General features: G+C 74.2%; 10 protein-coding genes. 3 read left to right on the forward strand and 7 right to left on the reverse strand.

All coding sequences use genetic code 11. From position 1 onward, the window contains the following. Positions 1-11: 11 nt before the first annotated feature. Genes ACFWZ5_RS07635 through ACFWZ5_RS07645 form a run of 3 tightly spaced genes read right to left on the reverse strand, consistent with a single transcriptional unit; the run spans position 12 to position 6,184 of the window. Entirely contained in the window at positions 12-1,733 is a 1,722-nt protein-coding gene (locus ACFWZ5_RS07635; protein ID WP_384793263.1) for a trypsin-like peptidase domain-containing protein, read from the reverse strand. Positions 1,734-1,741: 8 nt separating this feature from the next. Then, entirely contained in the window at positions 1,742-2,083 is a 342-nt protein-coding gene (locus ACFWZ5_RS07640) for a CU044_2847 family protein (protein ID WP_384793260.1), read from the reverse strand. A gap of 39 nt (positions 2,084-2,122) precedes the next feature. After that, positions 2,123-6,184, reverse strand: a complete 4,062-nt coding sequence (locus ACFWZ5_RS07645) for a hypothetical protein (protein WP_384793257.1) — start codon at positions 6,182-6,184, stop codon at positions 2,123-2,125. A gap of 317 nt (positions 6,185-6,501) precedes the next feature. Between ACFWZ5_RS07645 and ACFWZ5_RS07650 the strand changes: the two genes are divergently transcribed. Further along, the gene (locus ACFWZ5_RS07650; RefSeq protein ID WP_384793254.1) at positions 6,502-7,866 is read left to right on the forward strand and encodes a hypothetical protein; all 1,365 of its coding nucleotides are present in this window, start codon (positions 6,502-6,504) and stop codon (positions 7,864-7,866) included. 58 nt (positions 7,867-7,924) lie between these two features. Further along, positions 7,925-8,626 (forward strand): bleomycin resistance protein, encoded by a 702-nt coding sequence (locus ACFWZ5_RS07655; protein ID WP_384793250.1) that lies wholly within the window; start codon positions 7,925-7,927, stop codon positions 8,624-8,626. Positions 8,627-8,651: 25 nt separating this feature from the next. Here the strand turns inward: ACFWZ5_RS07655 and ACFWZ5_RS07660 are convergent, their stop codons facing one another. The 3 genes from ACFWZ5_RS07660 to ACFWZ5_RS07670 all read right to left on the reverse strand — a co-directional run bounded on the left by ACFWZ5_RS07660 (position 8,652) and on the right by ACFWZ5_RS07670 (position 10,826). Further along, positions 8,652-9,656, reverse strand: coding sequence for a class I SAM-dependent methyltransferase (locus tag ACFWZ5_RS07660; RefSeq protein WP_384793247.1), 1,005 nt, complete (start codon positions 9,654-9,656; stop codon positions 8,652-8,654). Positions 9,657-9,765: 109 nt separating this feature from the next. Then, positions 9,766-10,509 (reverse strand): class I SAM-dependent methyltransferase, encoded by a 744-nt coding sequence (locus ACFWZ5_RS07665; protein WP_384890531.1) that lies wholly within the window; start codon positions 10,507-10,509, stop codon positions 9,766-9,768. Between the two features lie 14 nt (positions 10,510-10,523). Next, positions 10,524-10,826 (reverse strand): 4a-hydroxytetrahydrobiopterin dehydratase, encoded by a 303-nt coding sequence (locus ACFWZ5_RS07670; protein WP_384802186.1) that lies wholly within the window; start codon positions 10,824-10,826, stop codon positions 10,524-10,526. A gap of 157 nt (positions 10,827-10,983) precedes the next feature. Here ACFWZ5_RS07670 and ACFWZ5_RS07675 point away from each other — a divergent pair, with 157 nt between their 5' ends. Further along, positions 10,984-11,823: a helix-turn-helix domain-containing protein gene (locus ACFWZ5_RS07675; protein WP_384802183.1), complete on the forward strand. Its 840-nt coding sequence runs from the start codon at positions 10,984-10,986 to the stop codon at positions 11,821-11,823. Positions 11,824-11,869: 46 nt separating this feature from the next. On the opposite strand, the gene dnaK is transcribed toward ACFWZ5_RS07675, so the two are convergent. Beyond that, the gene (gene dnaK / locus ACFWZ5_RS07680; protein WP_384802180.1) at positions 11,870-13,780 is read right to left on the reverse strand and encodes a molecular chaperone DnaK; all 1,911 of its coding nucleotides are present in this window, start codon (positions 13,778-13,780) and stop codon (positions 11,870-11,872) included. Positions 13,781-13,970: the final 190 nt, after the last annotated feature.

Genomic DNA, 13,970 nt, shown 5'->3' on the forward strand with positions numbered 1-13,970 from the left:
TCGGGCACCTCTCATGCACCTCGCATGGCGAGCGGCGGGTCGGGGTCGCGCTCCGGGTCGTCCCAGAACAGGGTGAGGCGGTGTCCGCAGTGGTCGGCGTGGCCCCTGCTCGGGGAGCGCGCCTCCTTGCGGAGCCGCATGATCTCGACGGGCAGCCGGTCGGGGTCGAGGGCGTGGAGCACCCCCACGAGCGCGTCGAGGAACTTGTCGGCCGCGCACGCGTCGTGGGCGCCGCCCCCGCAGTCGTAGCGCCGCCACAGCATGATGGGCACGCCGGTGTCCAGCGCGGCGGACAGCCAGTCGGGGCCCGGCGTCGCCGCGTACGCGAGGGCGCACAGGTCGTCGTCGGCTTCGAGCAGGTCGTAGAACTCCTGGTAGGTGTACGGGAGTGTGCAGTCGAAGCCCTCGGGGCGGGTCTCGCCGCGGGCCCGCACGGTCTGCCAGCGCCGCCGGGTCAGGCGGGTCGCCCACAGCGGCTTGAGGCGTTCGACGTGCCGCACCACCACGGGCACCGTGCGCAGGGGGCGGGGTCGCGGGGCGCCCGGCTCGCGGATCTCCCACTCCTCGAAGGGCTGGTTCATCAGGCCGTCGGGCACCACGAACTCCACCATCCAGTCGGAGTCGTTCACCTGGCCGACCTGCTCGGCGAGGGCCGCCTCGACCTTCGCCCGCACCTGGTCGCGGCGGATGCGCTGCCGCTCCTTGCGGCTGACCGGCACGCCGTCGACGACCGCGCACACGGTCAGGTCGAGGCTCGCGCCGCGCGTGAGGGGTTCGAGCCGCACCATGACGGAGCCCACCGGACCGGACCCGGCGTCCGCGGCGCCGGGCGCCCCCGGCGCCTCGTAGCCGGGCTCCCACCGCCGCAGCCACTGCTCGACGCGCGCCCAACTGCCGTCCGGCACACCGGATCTGAGCGCCGTGAGCAGCCGCAGGAGGCGGTTCTCGCCGGACATGTTCTCGCCGACGTAGCGCACGGCGGCCCAGACCGAGGCGAACGGCGGCAGCGGGCGGCGGAAGGCCGGGAAGGCCCGCCGGACGACGAGCTCCAGGGCGACGACCGGCTCGACGCCCGCCAGCAGGGCCCGCAGTTCACGGCGCGGCTGCGGGTTCGGGAGCCAGTCGAGGTCGAGGAGGTCGTCGAGGTCCTCCCAGTGGCGGCGGATGGTGCGCAGCGGCATGATGCGGCCGATGTATCCGGCCTGCTCGCCGTCCAGTACGGCGTCGGTGACCATGCCGACGACGCGCCCCGTCGCCGGGTCGTACGCCGCGGAGCCGCTGAACCCCTCGTCCAGGCGCCGCAGATGGGCCTCCTCGACGTCGACCTCCTGCCACTCCGCGCCGAGGGTGCGGTCGTCGCTGGTGCGGAGGGTGGCGTAGGTGCCGTGCGCCTCGTGGCCGTCGGGGAAGCCGAGGGCGCGCAGCTCGTACGAGGCGGCGCGGCCGGCGCGGCCGAGGGCCACGGCGCCCGGCGCGAATCCGCACGGCGTGACGTCGACCGCGTCCGCCAGCTCGACGACGGCGACGTCACCGGCGTCCCCCTGCTCGCGCCAGCCGCCGCGCCAGGCCACCGTGCCGGGCAGCGCGTCCCGCACGCCGGGCAGGGTCACGTGCACCTCGGTCACGCCCTCGACGACGTGGGCGCAGGTGATCAGGCGCGTCGCGTCGACGAGGAAGCCCGCCCCCAGGACGTAGCCGTCCTCCCTGCCGATCCGCGCACGCCACTCGTGCATGGCCGACATTATTCGCCCTGCACGCCCCCTCCGCGCGCCCATCGCAACTTCACCGTCAGATGCCCTTCGGCGGCCGTCTTCGCGATCACGGCCCCCGCGGCCGCGCTGAGCTTGACCCCGAACTCCAGTGATATCTCATCAGGGTTGAGAGCCTTGTCGCGGAACGTGCTCAGCGCGGACACGGCGGCGCCGCGCACGTTCCCGAGCGCGGCCTCGAACCGCCCCTCCACGTCGTGGATCTCCCCGCCCCCGTCCCTGCGCCGCACGGACCTGAACCCCGGATCCCGGGAGTCCACCTCCACGACGACGGGCCCGTCCTCGGACTCCCACCGCATCAACTCGCTGGCCATTCAGCGCCCCCTAGGTCGACGGTGCTCTGTCCCTTCCCCTCAACACGTCGACCGATACGCGAGCGCGGGCAGATAGGTGCGCCACTCGGCGCGGGTGAGTCCGCCCCGGGCGCGTCCGCACGCGGTGTCGGCGGCGCGTTCCGGCGACAGGGACAGCCTCCGCACGGGGGCTCGCGGGGTCGCGACCCGCAGTTCGTCCCCGGCGAAGCCGAGCGCGAGGACGGGTCCATCGCCTCCTGGGTACACGGCGCCGGTGAGGCGGGGGGTCCCGGTCTCCCACAGGCGGACGGAGCCGTCCTCGCTGCCCAGGGCGAGGTGGCGGCCGTCCGGGGAGAAGGCGAGGACCGGGGCGTCCTCGGCGGTGCGGTCGGAGCCGGGGTCGAGCATGCCGAGCGGGTGCGTGCCCCGCGCGTTCCAGAGCGTGAGCCTGCCGCTGCGGTCGGCCACGGCGAGATAGCGCCCGTCGGGGCTGAAGGCCACGGCCCGGGCGGTGCCCTCACCGCGCAGGGCGGGTGCCGACCGTCCCGTCCTGACGTCGATCAGCCTGCCGCTGTCGGTGAGGACCGTACGGCCGTCAGGACTCAGGGTGCTCATGAAAATACCTGGCGACCGGCGCAGCTGCCGGGTTCGGATGTGCTCGCCGACCTTCCACACGTCGATGCCCCGGTCGTCGTTGTCCCGTGTGCCGGACGGCCCTCCTGAGGTGACGACGGGGCCGCTGTCGGACGGCACCACGAGGCTCTCGACGTAGGAGGGGATGACGGTGCGGGACCTCTGGCGCCGCCGGTCGACGCTCCACTGCCGCACGGCCGTCCCTCCTGCCCCGTCGGTCGTCTCGTCGAGCGCGTACGCCAGCGTCTCCCCCGTCGGGGAGAACGCGAGGGGAGGGTCACCGCACCCTTCGCACACGCGCCCCGGCAGGGTGGCGAGGAATCGGCCGTCCCGCGCGTCGCGCAGCTGCACCTCCCCTGTGCCGCCCCGGCGTCGGGTGACCGCCATGGTGCGGCCGTCCGGGCTGAACTCCGCCGCGCCGAGCGGCCGGTTCAGGCGCCCCCGCGCGAGCTCGGCGCGGCTGTCGAGGCTGCGCACCACACCGTCATCCACCGTGTAGCGGATCACACCGTCCGCCACGTCGAGGGAGACCTCGGCGGCCGCACCCTCCTCCACGTCGTACCGCATCAGCGGCGCTTCCGGGTCCGCGGTGCGCCACAGGGCGACTCCGGCAGCATCGAGGGTCACGGCGAAGGCACCGTCCGCGCTGAAGTCCACAGCTGATTCAAGGCTGTCGGGCGCGTCGATCGGCGGTCGTTCCCGGCCCGACGGCAGCTCCCGCGTGCGGATGCCGCCCCCGCCGCTGAAGGCGACGGCCCGGCTGTCCGGGGTGAAGGTCCAGTCGGCGGAGGAGCAAGCCTGCTTCTGCGCCGCGCGCGGCCACTTCAAGGGCAGCACGCCACCATCGTCGACCTTGCGGACCATAAGGCGCAGGTGGTCCTCGGAGCAGGTGGCGAGGAGCCGGCCATCAGGGCTCAGCAGCGCGAACGGGCTGTCGCCCTGGACGGTCCACGCGGCCCGTGGGCGGTGCCCGTCCCGCCGGATGTCCCAGATCTGAACGACGTGGCGGCCGCGCTGCCGCGTCTGGACGACGAAGGACCGCCCGTCGGCGCCGAATTGGCCATCCGTGTCCCGCAAGGTCCGCGGCCCGAAGGGCCGCCCCCGTGCGCGCCCCGCCCGCAGGTCCCACACCCCGAAGCCGCGCCTGGTCTGATACACGGCCAGCCGACCGTCACGGCTCACATCGGAGAAGACCCGGAAGGTCCCCGGCGTACGGTGACTCCCGATCCGTCGTCCGCTCCGGGTGTCCCACTGGGTGACGCGGTCCCGGTCGAGTGTCGTCAGGACACGGCCGTCGCCGCTCACCTGGGACGAGCCGGCACTGACGACTCCCGACTCCCGCTGCGCCGCCGCGCTCCGCACCGCCTCCCGTGTCTCCGGCAGGTCCGCGATCCGCCAGGCAGCGACGCTCAACCGCAGCGCGGTCCGCGGGTCCGAGACCCGCAGCGTCCGGGCGACGCCGACAACACGCCGCGCCTGCGCCTCCGCCGCACGCCGCTCGCCGTCGCGGTTCTCCTGCCAGGCCACCGTGCCCGCCACCGCCGCGAGGCACACCAGCACGGCGAGTGCGCACAGCAGGGCACGGGTGCGGCGGACGGCGCGGGTCCTCGTGCGGACGCCGTGGTCGTGAGCGGCGACGGCCGCGTCCAGGAACTCCCGTTCGAGGACGGTGAGGTCACCGCGGTCGGCGAAGGCCTCGCGCGCGGCGGTGAGGCGCGTCCCCCGGTACAGCGCTCCCGGGTCCCGCTCCAGCTCCGCCCACGCCGCGGCCGCCTCCGTGAGGTCCCGCTGCGCCCGCAGCCGCTCGCGGCCGTCCTCCACCCACCCCCGCAGCCGCGGCCACGCGCTGATGAGCGCCTCGTGGGCGAGGTCCACACGCCCGCCGTCGACGGTCAGGAGCCGGGCCGTGACGAGGCGTTCCAGCACGTCGTCGCAGTCGTCGGGGAGTTCGGCGCGGGCGACGGTGCGCCGGGTGTCCTGCGTGCCGTCGCCGGGCGCGACCATGCGCAGGAGCACCGCGCGGGCGGTGTCGGCCTCGGCGGTGCTGAAGCGCCCGTACACGTCCTCCGCGGTGTGCGCGATGGCACCGCGTACGCCGCCGATCGCCTCGTACGCCGCGAGGGTGAGCGTCTTGCCGCTGCGCCGTCGCCAGACTTCCCGCAGCGCGTGTGCCATGAGCGGGAGCCCGCCCGGCTCGTCGCCGACGTCGGCGACCACGCGGGCGGTCAGCGCGCGCTCGACGACGAGGCGTTCGGCCGCGGCGGGCCGCACGATGGCCTCGCGGAGCCGTGCGGGCGGCATCGGGCCGACGAGCAGCGTCGCGTCGCGCAGGACGTCGGCGAGGGGGCCGTGTTCGGCGCAGCGGCCGTAGAAGTCGGCGCGCACGGCGAGGACGACGCGCAGGCGGCTCGCGGCGTCGCGGGCCGGGGCGAGCAACTGCCCGAGGAACCGCTCCCGTTCGGCCGGGTCGTGGCAGAGCGAGAAGATCTCCTCGAACTGGTCGACGACGAGGAGGGTGTCGCCGTCGCCGTCGCCCGGCTCGAAGAGGGCCCGATGGGTGCGGGCCGGGCGGTCGCCCGGCGTGAGAATCCGTATGGCCGCGAGCCGCGGCACCACCTGTGCCGCCGCCCCGGCCGGCCGGTCACCGTCCCCGCCGGGTCCGCCGGATCCACCGGGTCCACCGGATCCACCGGATCCACCAGCCCCACGGCCTCCCGCGCCCGGGCCCCGCTCCAGCCCCGCGCCCGCGCCCGCTTCGCCCCGGTCGGCCTCCGCGCCCGGCCCACGCCCGTCGGCCCGCACGCCCGCCCCGAGCCCGTCGGCCCGCACGGCCGACGCGCTCCGCCCGCCCGACGCACCCCCACCGCCGCGCGCCCCCGCGTCACGTCCGCCGGGTCCCGCACCCGGTTCACCCCGACCACTGCGCGCCCCGCGCCCGGCGCCGGGCACCATCGCCTCCCCTGACCCGGCCTCCCCTGACCCGGCCTCCCCTGACCCGGCCTCCCCTGACCCGGCCTCCCGTAACGCCGGTATCAACCCCGCCCGCAGCAACGACGACTTCCCGCTGCCGGACGCGCCCACCACCGCGGTGACGCGGCGGCGCCCCACCAGGTCCAGGAGTTCGTCGACGAGGTCGTCGCGGCCGTGGAAGCGGGACCGGTCGTCCGGGCCGAAGCGGGCCAGGCCGGGGTAGGGCGACTCGCCCTCGTCGGCGGCGGGTTCGGCGTCCGCCGCGACCGCCTCGTACCACCGACGCTCCCACTCCGGCACGTCACCCCCGCACGCCTCCACGTACGCGCGCAGCACCGCCAGCGTCGGAAGCCGGTCTCCCGCCGCGGCGGCGGAGAGCGTGGGCGCGGAGTACGGGACGCGTTCGGCGAGGGCTCGGTAGGTGGGGCCGCCCGCCTCCTCGCGGAGCTTGCGCAGCCCGTGCGCGAGCTTCTGCACCGGCCCCGCGGTGGGCTCCAGCGGTTTCTCGCGACGCCCCATCCGTCCCCCTCACACCAGCCCCACCGGCCCCGCCGCCGACCACGCTAACAATTGATTGACGGCCCAGGACGGGGCTGCCTATCAATCCCCACGCGGCTGAACTCGGGTTTTCCGTCCACCAGCGCACGCTGGTTCATCCTGGGGAGCCCGCCATCACCGCCGTCGAGACCACGCATCGCCCCCGCGCGTCCGTCAAGGCACCGCCTGCGGGACCGCTCCGCCCCGCGCCCGGCCGCCGGGCGGCGGTCACCGTCGCGCTGCCGGGTGCCGTCCTGTCCCTCGCCCTCGGCCTGTGGGGCCTGCGCCGCGAGGGGAGCATGTGGCGCGACGAGGCAGTGACGTACGACATGGCGCACCGCGATCTCTCCGGCCTGTGGCGCACGCTCGGCACCGCTGACGCCGTGCACGGTCTCTACTACCTGGTGATGCACGGCCTGTTCGCGGTCTGCTCGCTCTTCGGGAGCGTCGATCCGCTGCTCGTGCTGCGGCTGCCGTCCGTCGTGGCGATGGCGGTCGCGGCGGCGGGGGTGGCGTGCGTCGGGCGGCGTCTCTCGGGGGCGCGTGCCGGGCTGTTCGCCGGGACGGTGTTCGCGCTGCTGCCTCCGGTGCAGCACTTCGCGCAGGAGGGGCGTTCGTACGCGATGGTGTGCGCGCTCGTCGTCTGGGCGACGTATCTGCTGGCGCGGGCGGGCGCGGGACCGTGCCGGGGCTCGTGGACGGGGTATGCGGCGCTGATGCTCGCGGCGTGCCTGCTGCACGAGTTCGCGGTGCTCGGGCTTGTCGCGCACGGGGTGGCGGTGGGGCGGGGCGTGCGGCGCGCGTGGGCGGCCCGGGCGGCGGCCGTGGGCGCGGTGGTCGCGCCGCTCGCCGTGTTCAGCCAGCGGCAGTCGGCCCAAGTGGACTGGATCGGGACCGACGTCGGCGCGTACGGTGGCGCGCTGCTCATGTGCGCGGGCGGGCTCGCCTGCGCCGTGTTCCTTGTGCACGGCGACGTCGCGTCCCCGCCCCCGGCGTCCGGCGAACCGGTGTCGGCACAGCCGGTCCGACTGCCGCGCCTCGCGCTCGCCCTGCTCTGCGTGCCGACGCTCGCCCTGCTCCTGATCAGCGCCGTCAAACCCCTCTACGTGGATCGCTACGTCCTGTACTGCGTCGCGGGGCTCGCGCTGCTCGTCGGTGCCGCCCTCGATCTCGTGGCGCGCGGCGGGCGGTGGGGCCCTGCCGCCGCCGGGGCCCTCGCCGCCGTGGCCCTGGGCGCGCACCTGCCCGCGATGACGGAGCTGCGTACCCCGCCGAGCCGCGTCGACGACGCGACGGCCGCGGCGAGGGCGCTGCACGAGGCCGGGCGGACCGGGGACGCGGTGGTGTACATGCCGCTGCGGCGCAGGGTGTGGACCCTGCCCTACCCGTGGGCCGCCGACGGCCTGCGCGACGTGGCGCTCGCCCGCGGTCCGGCCGCGTCCCACACGCTGTACGGCACCGAGGTCCGCCCCGACGTCCTGCGTGCGCGCATGCGCGCACGGACCCGCATCGTCGCCGTTGCCGATCCGGCCGGTGCGCCCGTGGACGCGAGCCCTCAGGAGGCCGTGAAACGGGACGTGCTCGCGCGGTACTTCGTGCCCTGCCGGACCGCATACGCCAAGGGCGCCCGCATCACCCTCCACGCCCGACCCGGCCACTGCTGACCCCTCCCCGGCCATCACCCCTAGCCCTCACTACTCAAGTTTGACTACGCTGCCTCCCATGGCCGAGAAAACCATCCCCATGCTCCCTTGCCGAGCCACCCAGCCCGTCGTCGACTTCTACGCCGCCCTCGGATTCGAGACGACGTTCCTCCAGAAGAGCCCGTACGCGTACGCCATCGTCGAACGCGGCTCCGTGGAGCTGCACTTCTTCGGGATGAAGGGGTACGAGCCCACCGAGTCGTACTCGGGGTGCTACGTCCTCACGGACGACGTCGACGCGCTGTACGAAGCCTTCCGCGCCGGGCTCAAGGCGGCGTACGGGAAGGTGCCGCGGCGGGGGCTTCCGCGGATCGGGCCGCTCAAGGACATGTCGTACGGGGTGCGGCAGTTCCTGGTGACCGATCCGAGCGGGAACTGCGTCCGGATCGGGCAGCAGATCAGCGAGGACCAGTCCCATCGGACCCCGCCCAAGGAGACCTTCGCGCGGGCCCTGCACATCGCCGATCTCTTCGTCGACTCCAAGGAGGACCTGCCGGGCGCCGCGAAGGTGATCGACCGGGCCCTGGGGCTCACGGACGAACGGCCCACGCCCGCGCAGCACGTGCGGCTGCTCGTGCTGCGCGGCGACATCGCCCAGCGGCTCGGCGACGACGAGCTCGCCGCGCGGCTGCTCGCCGAGGCCGCCGGCATCGGACTCACGGACGAGGAGCGGGAGTCGGCGAGGGACGCCCTCGCCCGCCTCGCCGACCTGCGGTCCTAGGTCGTGTCCGAGCCCGGCAGGCGCGTCAGGACTGCTTGACCGCCACGTACACCGTGTGCGCCACGAGCAGGTACAGGTCGGACCGCCGGTGCAGGCTCGCCGGGTCCGACGGGTCGAGCAGGCGGTCGAGGGTCGCCCCGTCCTCCGCCGACAGCGGGGGCTCGCCCGGACCCTCGGAGTCCTGCGGGTCCTGTGGGTCCTGTGGGTCCTGCGGGGCCTGCGGGGCCGCGAGGTGCCGGTAGCGCTCGAAGACGTCGATGACGTGGGCGCGGGCCCGGTCGTCCAGGGGTGCCGGGAGGTCCAGGAGGAAGGAGCGCGTCGCCTCGTGGCGCAGGCCCGCCGCCGCGAGCATCGCCGGCCAGTCCTCCACCGTATCCTTGGCGCCGGGCAGGGCCGCCCGCATCCGCGTGAACCACGCGTCGTTGGCCGCGTTCAGGCGGGCCTGGAGTCCGGGGCGGCCGATGCCGATGTCGCGGGGCAGGCTGTGCGGCGGCAGGCCGCCTTCGAGGACGGCGAGCGCGCCGCCCGGCGCGAGCCGGTCCGCGAGCGCGGTGAGCGCGGCTACCTGGTCGCCGACGTGGTGCACCGAGCGGGACGCCCAGATCAGGTCGGCGGGCGCCAGCTCACCGAGGCCAGCGGGGAGTTCGGCCCGGTGCGCGCGGACGCGGTCCGCCAGGCCGAGGCGCTCCGCGCGGGCCGTCGTGCGCTCCAGGAGGGCAGGCTCCGGGTCCGCCGCGACCACCTGGGCCTTCGGGAACTCCTCGGCGAGCAGACAGGCCACCACGCCGGGGCCGCTGCCCGCGTCCACGATCAGGCCCGGCTCGGCACCGGCGCCGCGCAGCTCCCCGAGCCAGGCGGCGACGTCCCGGTACAGCGGCGCCGTGACCTCGGCGTTCTGCTCCAGGACCGGAGCCATCACCGCCCAGTCGATCTCCGCGCCTCCGTGGCCGTGCCCATGTCCGTGCCCGTGCCCATGTCCGTTTCCGTGACCGTTTCCGTGGCCGTGCCCGTGCTTCTTGTCCGCCGTCATCCGCCTCGCCGCCTCTTCCTCCGGGAATGCCCCCAGCCTGCGCCCCTTCCGGCGGATTCGGCCACTCAGCTTGCGGTTTCGGCAAACGGCTGCCCGGGCCGGGACCGCGTCAGGCCGGTGGTTTGCGGAACGCCCGCAGGCTGAACTCCGGGTCCGGGCGCCGCACTTCCTGGTCGGGCAGCTCGGCGAGCCGCTCCGCGTACCCCCGCGCCATCGCGCTGTCCGGCGGAATGCTGGTGAACCAGCCGCGGTACAGGTCCTCCACGGTGCTGCGCGGGCTGCGGCCCTGCCCGTGGCCGCGGAACCGGGCCCGGCCCGCGGCGACGAGGCCGCAGTCCGCCGCGTACGACGCCACGCGCGCCGAGCCGTCCACCGCCGCCCTGATGGGGCGGCCCGCGATCGCGGCGTCGATGTCGCTGCCGACGTTGTGCGAGACCGCCTTGTCGACGGTGGTGACGAGCACGCCGCCGGGCCGCAGCACCCGCGCGCACTCGGCGACCACCGTCCGCGCCTCCTCCTGGTCCGCGAGCAGGTGGAGCAGCCACACCGCCGTCACCGCGTCGAACTCCGCGTCGGGGAACGGCAGCCGGCGGCTGTCGCCGAGCACGATCGCGCCGGGCACCCGCCGGGCGGCCATCCGCGCCATGGCGTACGTCGCGTCGACGCCCGTGACGCGCAGGCCCGGCCGGTCGGCGAACCGCCGGGTGACCAGGCCGGTGCCGCACCCGACGTCGAGGAGGGTGCGGGTGGCCCCGGGCAGCAGCGAGAGGACGGCGGCGGCCGCCGCGTCAGCGCGGGGCTCGCCGCCGCGGGAGGCGTCGTATCGGTCGGCTTCCTTGCCGTAGTCGAGCATCATGTGCTCGATCATCAGGTCGCGCCGTGGCCCGGCGCCACCTCCTCGACCCTGCGGGCGAGTTCGAAGTCGAGTCCGGTGACCTTGCCGCCGACGCTGTGCGTGTTCACGGCGAGGGACACCGTGTCGTACCCGAGGGTCACGTCCGCGTGGTGGCCGAGGTCCTCCTGGGTCCGGGCGATGTGCACGACGAACGCGGCCGCCGCGAAGTGCGAGCCGAGCCGGTAGGTGCGCGTGATCCTCTCGTCGGCGGCGGACCAGCCGGGCAGCTCGGCGAGCCGGTCCTCGATCTCCTTCTGCGACAGCGGTTCGGGCATGGCCGCGCTCCTTCCCCATGCGGTTCGGCTTCCGGGCGGGGCGGCCAGGGGTGTTCGCCGTGGCGCTCCCGGGTGTCGTGCCAGCGTGCCACAGGCGATCGGGACGGCGCCCCAGCGGCGCACGCATTCGGCCGAGCGCTCGATTACCGTCTGCGGTATGACGACTCACGCGCCCGGCAAGCGGCACACCACCGGCGGCAAGCGGCACGCCCCCGCGCCCTCCGAGGTGGGCGCGCTCCTGCGCGGCTGGCGCGAGGAGCGGCGCGTGAGCCAGCTCGAACTCGCGCTGCGCGCCGACTCCTCCGCGCGGCACATCAGCTTCGTCGAGACGGGCCGCGCCAGACCGAGCGAGGAGTTCCTCCTCAAGCTCGCCGACCACCTCGACATACCCGTACGGGAGCGCAACGCGCTGCTGCTCGCCGCAGGCTACGCCCCGCGCTTCCCGCAGACACCGCTCGACGACCCGTCGATGGACGCGCTGCGCGGCTGCCTGGAGCAGCTGCTGCGGGGCTACGAGCCGTATCCGGCCCTGGTCGTCGACGCGACGTACCACGTGGTCGCGGCGAACCGCGGCATCGCGACACTCCTCGACGGCCTTCCCGAGCACGTCCTCCAGCCGCCGCTGAACGCCATGCGGATCGTGCTGCACCCCGAGGGCCTCGCCCCGAAGATCCGCAATCTGCGGGAGTGGCGCGGACATCTGCTGCACCAGATGGGACGGCAGATCGCGCTCCAGCGGTCGACGGAGCTGCGGGCGCTGTACGAGGAGGTGGCGGCGTACCCGGTCGAGGACCCGGGCGAGGACGCGCGGGCGAGCGGGAACGTGCCGTACTTCGCGCTGCCGCTGCGGATCGAGCACGAGGGCCAGGTGCTCTCCTTCATCTCGTCGATCTCGACGTTCAACACGCCGATGGACGTGACCGTCGCCGAGCTGGCCATCGAGACGCTGCTCCCGGCCGACCCGGCGACGGTCAAGTACCTTCAGGAGAGGGCCTAGCCTCCGGATCCTCCAGGGGGAGGCCCGGCCGCCGTTCAGGCCCTGTTCAGGCGGGCCCGTCGCCCTTCTTCCCCTCCGTCTCGTCGTCCACGATCTCCGCGTCCACGACCGCGTCCTCGGGGCCCGCACCGCCCTGTGCGCCCTGCGCGCCCGGTGAGCCCTCCGACGAGGTCCCCTGCGCGCTCTCCTGCGCGGAGGTCGCGTACATCGCCTGCCCCAGCTTCTGGCTGACGGCCGCGAGCTTCTCCGCCCCGGTGCGGACGGCGCGTGTGTCCTCGCTGTCCGGGCCCTCCAGGAGGGCCTTCAACTCGGCGACCGCGGCCTGCACCTCGGCCTTGGTGTCGGCGGGGACGCGGTCCAGGTGCGCGGCGTTGTCGTTCAGGAAGCGCTCGGTCTGGTAGACGAGCTGCTCGGCCTGGTTGCGGGTCTCGGCGGCCTCGCGGCGCTTGCGGTCCTCGTCGGCGTACCGCTCGGCGTCGCGGACCATGCGGTCGATGTCGTCCTTGGGCAGCGCGGAGCCGCCGGTGACGGTCATGCGCTGCTCGCGCCCGGTGGCCTCGTCCTTCGCGGAGACGTGCATGATGCCGTTGGCGTCGATGTCGAAGGTGACCTCGATCTTCGGGACGCCGCGCGGCGCGGGCGGCAGGCCCGTGAGGTCGAACACGCCGAGCTTCTTGTTGTACGCGGCGATCTCCCGCTCGCCCTGGAAGACCTGGATGCCGACGGACGGCTGGTTGTCCTCGGCCGTGGAGAAGGTCTCCGAACGGCGCGTGGGGATGGTCGTGTTGCGCTCGATGAGCTTGGTCATGATGCCGCCCTTGGTCTCGATGCCAAGGGACAGCGGCGTCACGTCGAGCAGCAGCACGTCCTTGACGTCGCCGCGGATCACGCCCGCCTGGAGCGTGGCGCCGACGGAGACGACCTCGTCGGGGTTGACGCCCTTGTGCGGGTCCTTGCCGGTGAGCTCCTTCACGAGCTCGGTCACCGCGGGCATGCGGGTGGAGCCGCCGACGAGGATGACGTGGTCGACCGCGGCGAGCTTGACGCCCGCGTCCTTGACCGCCTGGTGGAAGGGGCCCTTGCAGCGGTCCAGCAGATCGGCGGTGAGCTGCTGGAACTGGGCGCGGGTCAGCTTCTCCGCGAGGTGCAGCGGCCCCTGCGCCGACGCGGTGATGTACGGCAGGTTGATGTCGGTCTCGCTGGACGAGGACAGCTCGATCTTCGCCTTCTCGGCGCCCTCGCGCAGCCGCTGGAGCGCCATCTTGTCCTTGCTGAGGTCGATGCCGTGGGCGTTCCTGAACTGGGTGACCAGGTGCTCGACGACCCGCTGGTCCCAGTCGTCGCCGCCGAGCTGGGTGTCGCCGTTGGTGGCCTTCACCTCGATGACGCCCTCGCCCATCTCCAGGAGCGACACGTCGAAGGTGCCGCCGCCGAGGTCGAAGACGAGCACCGTCTGGTCGTTCTCCTTGTCGAGGCCGTACGCGAGGGCCGCGGCCGTCGGCTCGTTGATGATCCGCAGCACCTTCAGGCCCGCGATCTCGCCCGCCTCCTTGGTGGCCTGGCGCTGGGTGTCGTCGAAGTACGCGGGGACGGTCACGACCGCGTCCGTGACGTCCTCGCCGAGGTAGGACTCGGCGTCGCGCTTGAGCTTCTGCAGGACGCGCGCGGACAGCTCCTGCGCCGTGTACGTGCGGCCGTCGACCGCGCCGCTCTCCGGGAAGTGCCACCCCGGGTCGCCCATGTGGCGTTTGACGGAGCGGGCGGTGCGCTCCACGTTCGTGACCGCCTGCCGCTTGGCGACCTCGCCGACGAGCACGTCTCCGCTCTTGGCGAAGGCGACGACCGACGGAGTGGTGCGGGCGCCCTCCGCGTTCGCGATGACGGTGGGCTCACCGCCTTCCAGGACGGCGACAACGGAGTTCGTCGTCCCGAGATCGATCCCGACCGCACGTGCCATCTCCAACAACCCCTTCCGACGCGGCGCTCCTGCTGCCTCCAGCACAAAACTTGAGCGGCCCCTTGTCAATGCCGCGTGCGCCGCCGTGTGTGGGTCGCGAGTGCCCCGTGGGGGCACGGCGAATGCCCGCCGCGGACAGGACGGATGCCCTCCGGGGACACGGCGAAGCCGCCGACCGGTCGTGCCGGGC

Source organism: Streptomyces sp. NPDC059003 (assembly GCF_042740445.1).
Taxonomy (GTDB): Bacteria; Actinomycetota; Actinomycetes; order Streptomycetales; family Streptomycetaceae; genus Streptomyces.

What these genes read in the sequence shown, in the direction of transcription:
- ACFWZ5_RS07650 (WP_384793254.1), top strand. Translation starts at nt 6,502, where the DNA reads ATGTGGCGCGACGAGGCAGTGACGTACGACATGGCGCACCGCGATCTC.
- ACFWZ5_RS07670 (WP_384802186.1), bottom strand. Translation starts at nt 10,826, where the DNA reads ATGCCCGAACCGCTGTCGCAGAAGGAGATCGAGGACCGGCTCGCCGAG.
- ACFWZ5_RS07645 (WP_384793257.1), bottom strand. Translation starts at nt 6,184, where the DNA reads ATGGGGCGTCGCGAGAAACCGCTGGAGCCCACCGCGGGGCCGGTGCAG.
- ACFWZ5_RS07675 (WP_384802183.1), top strand. Translation starts at nt 10,984, where the DNA reads ATGACGACTCACGCGCCCGGCAAGCGGCACACCACCGGCGGCAAGCGG.
- ACFWZ5_RS07635 (WP_384793263.1), bottom strand. Translation starts at nt 1,733, where the DNA reads ATGCACGAGTGGCGTGCGCGGATCGGCAGGGAGGACGGCTACGTCCTG.
- ACFWZ5_RS07665 (WP_384890531.1), bottom strand. Translation starts at nt 10,509, where the DNA reads ATGCTCGACTACGGCAAGGAAGCCGACCGATACGACGCCTCCCGCGGC.
- ACFWZ5_RS07660 (WP_384793247.1), bottom strand. Translation starts at nt 9,656, where the DNA reads ATGACGGCGGACAAGAAGCACGGGCACGGCCACGGAAACGGTCACGGA.
- dnaK (WP_384802180.1), bottom strand. Translation starts at nt 13,780, where the DNA reads ATGGCACGTGCGGTCGGGATCGATCTCGGGACGACGAACTCCGTTGTC.
- ACFWZ5_RS07640 (WP_384793260.1), bottom strand. Translation starts at nt 2,083, where the DNA reads ATGGCCAGCGAGTTGATGCGGTGGGAGTCCGAGGACGGGCCCGTCGTC.
- ACFWZ5_RS07655 (WP_384793250.1), top strand. Translation starts at nt 7,925, where the DNA reads ATGGCCGAGAAAACCATCCCCATGCTCCCTTGCCGAGCCACCCAGCCC.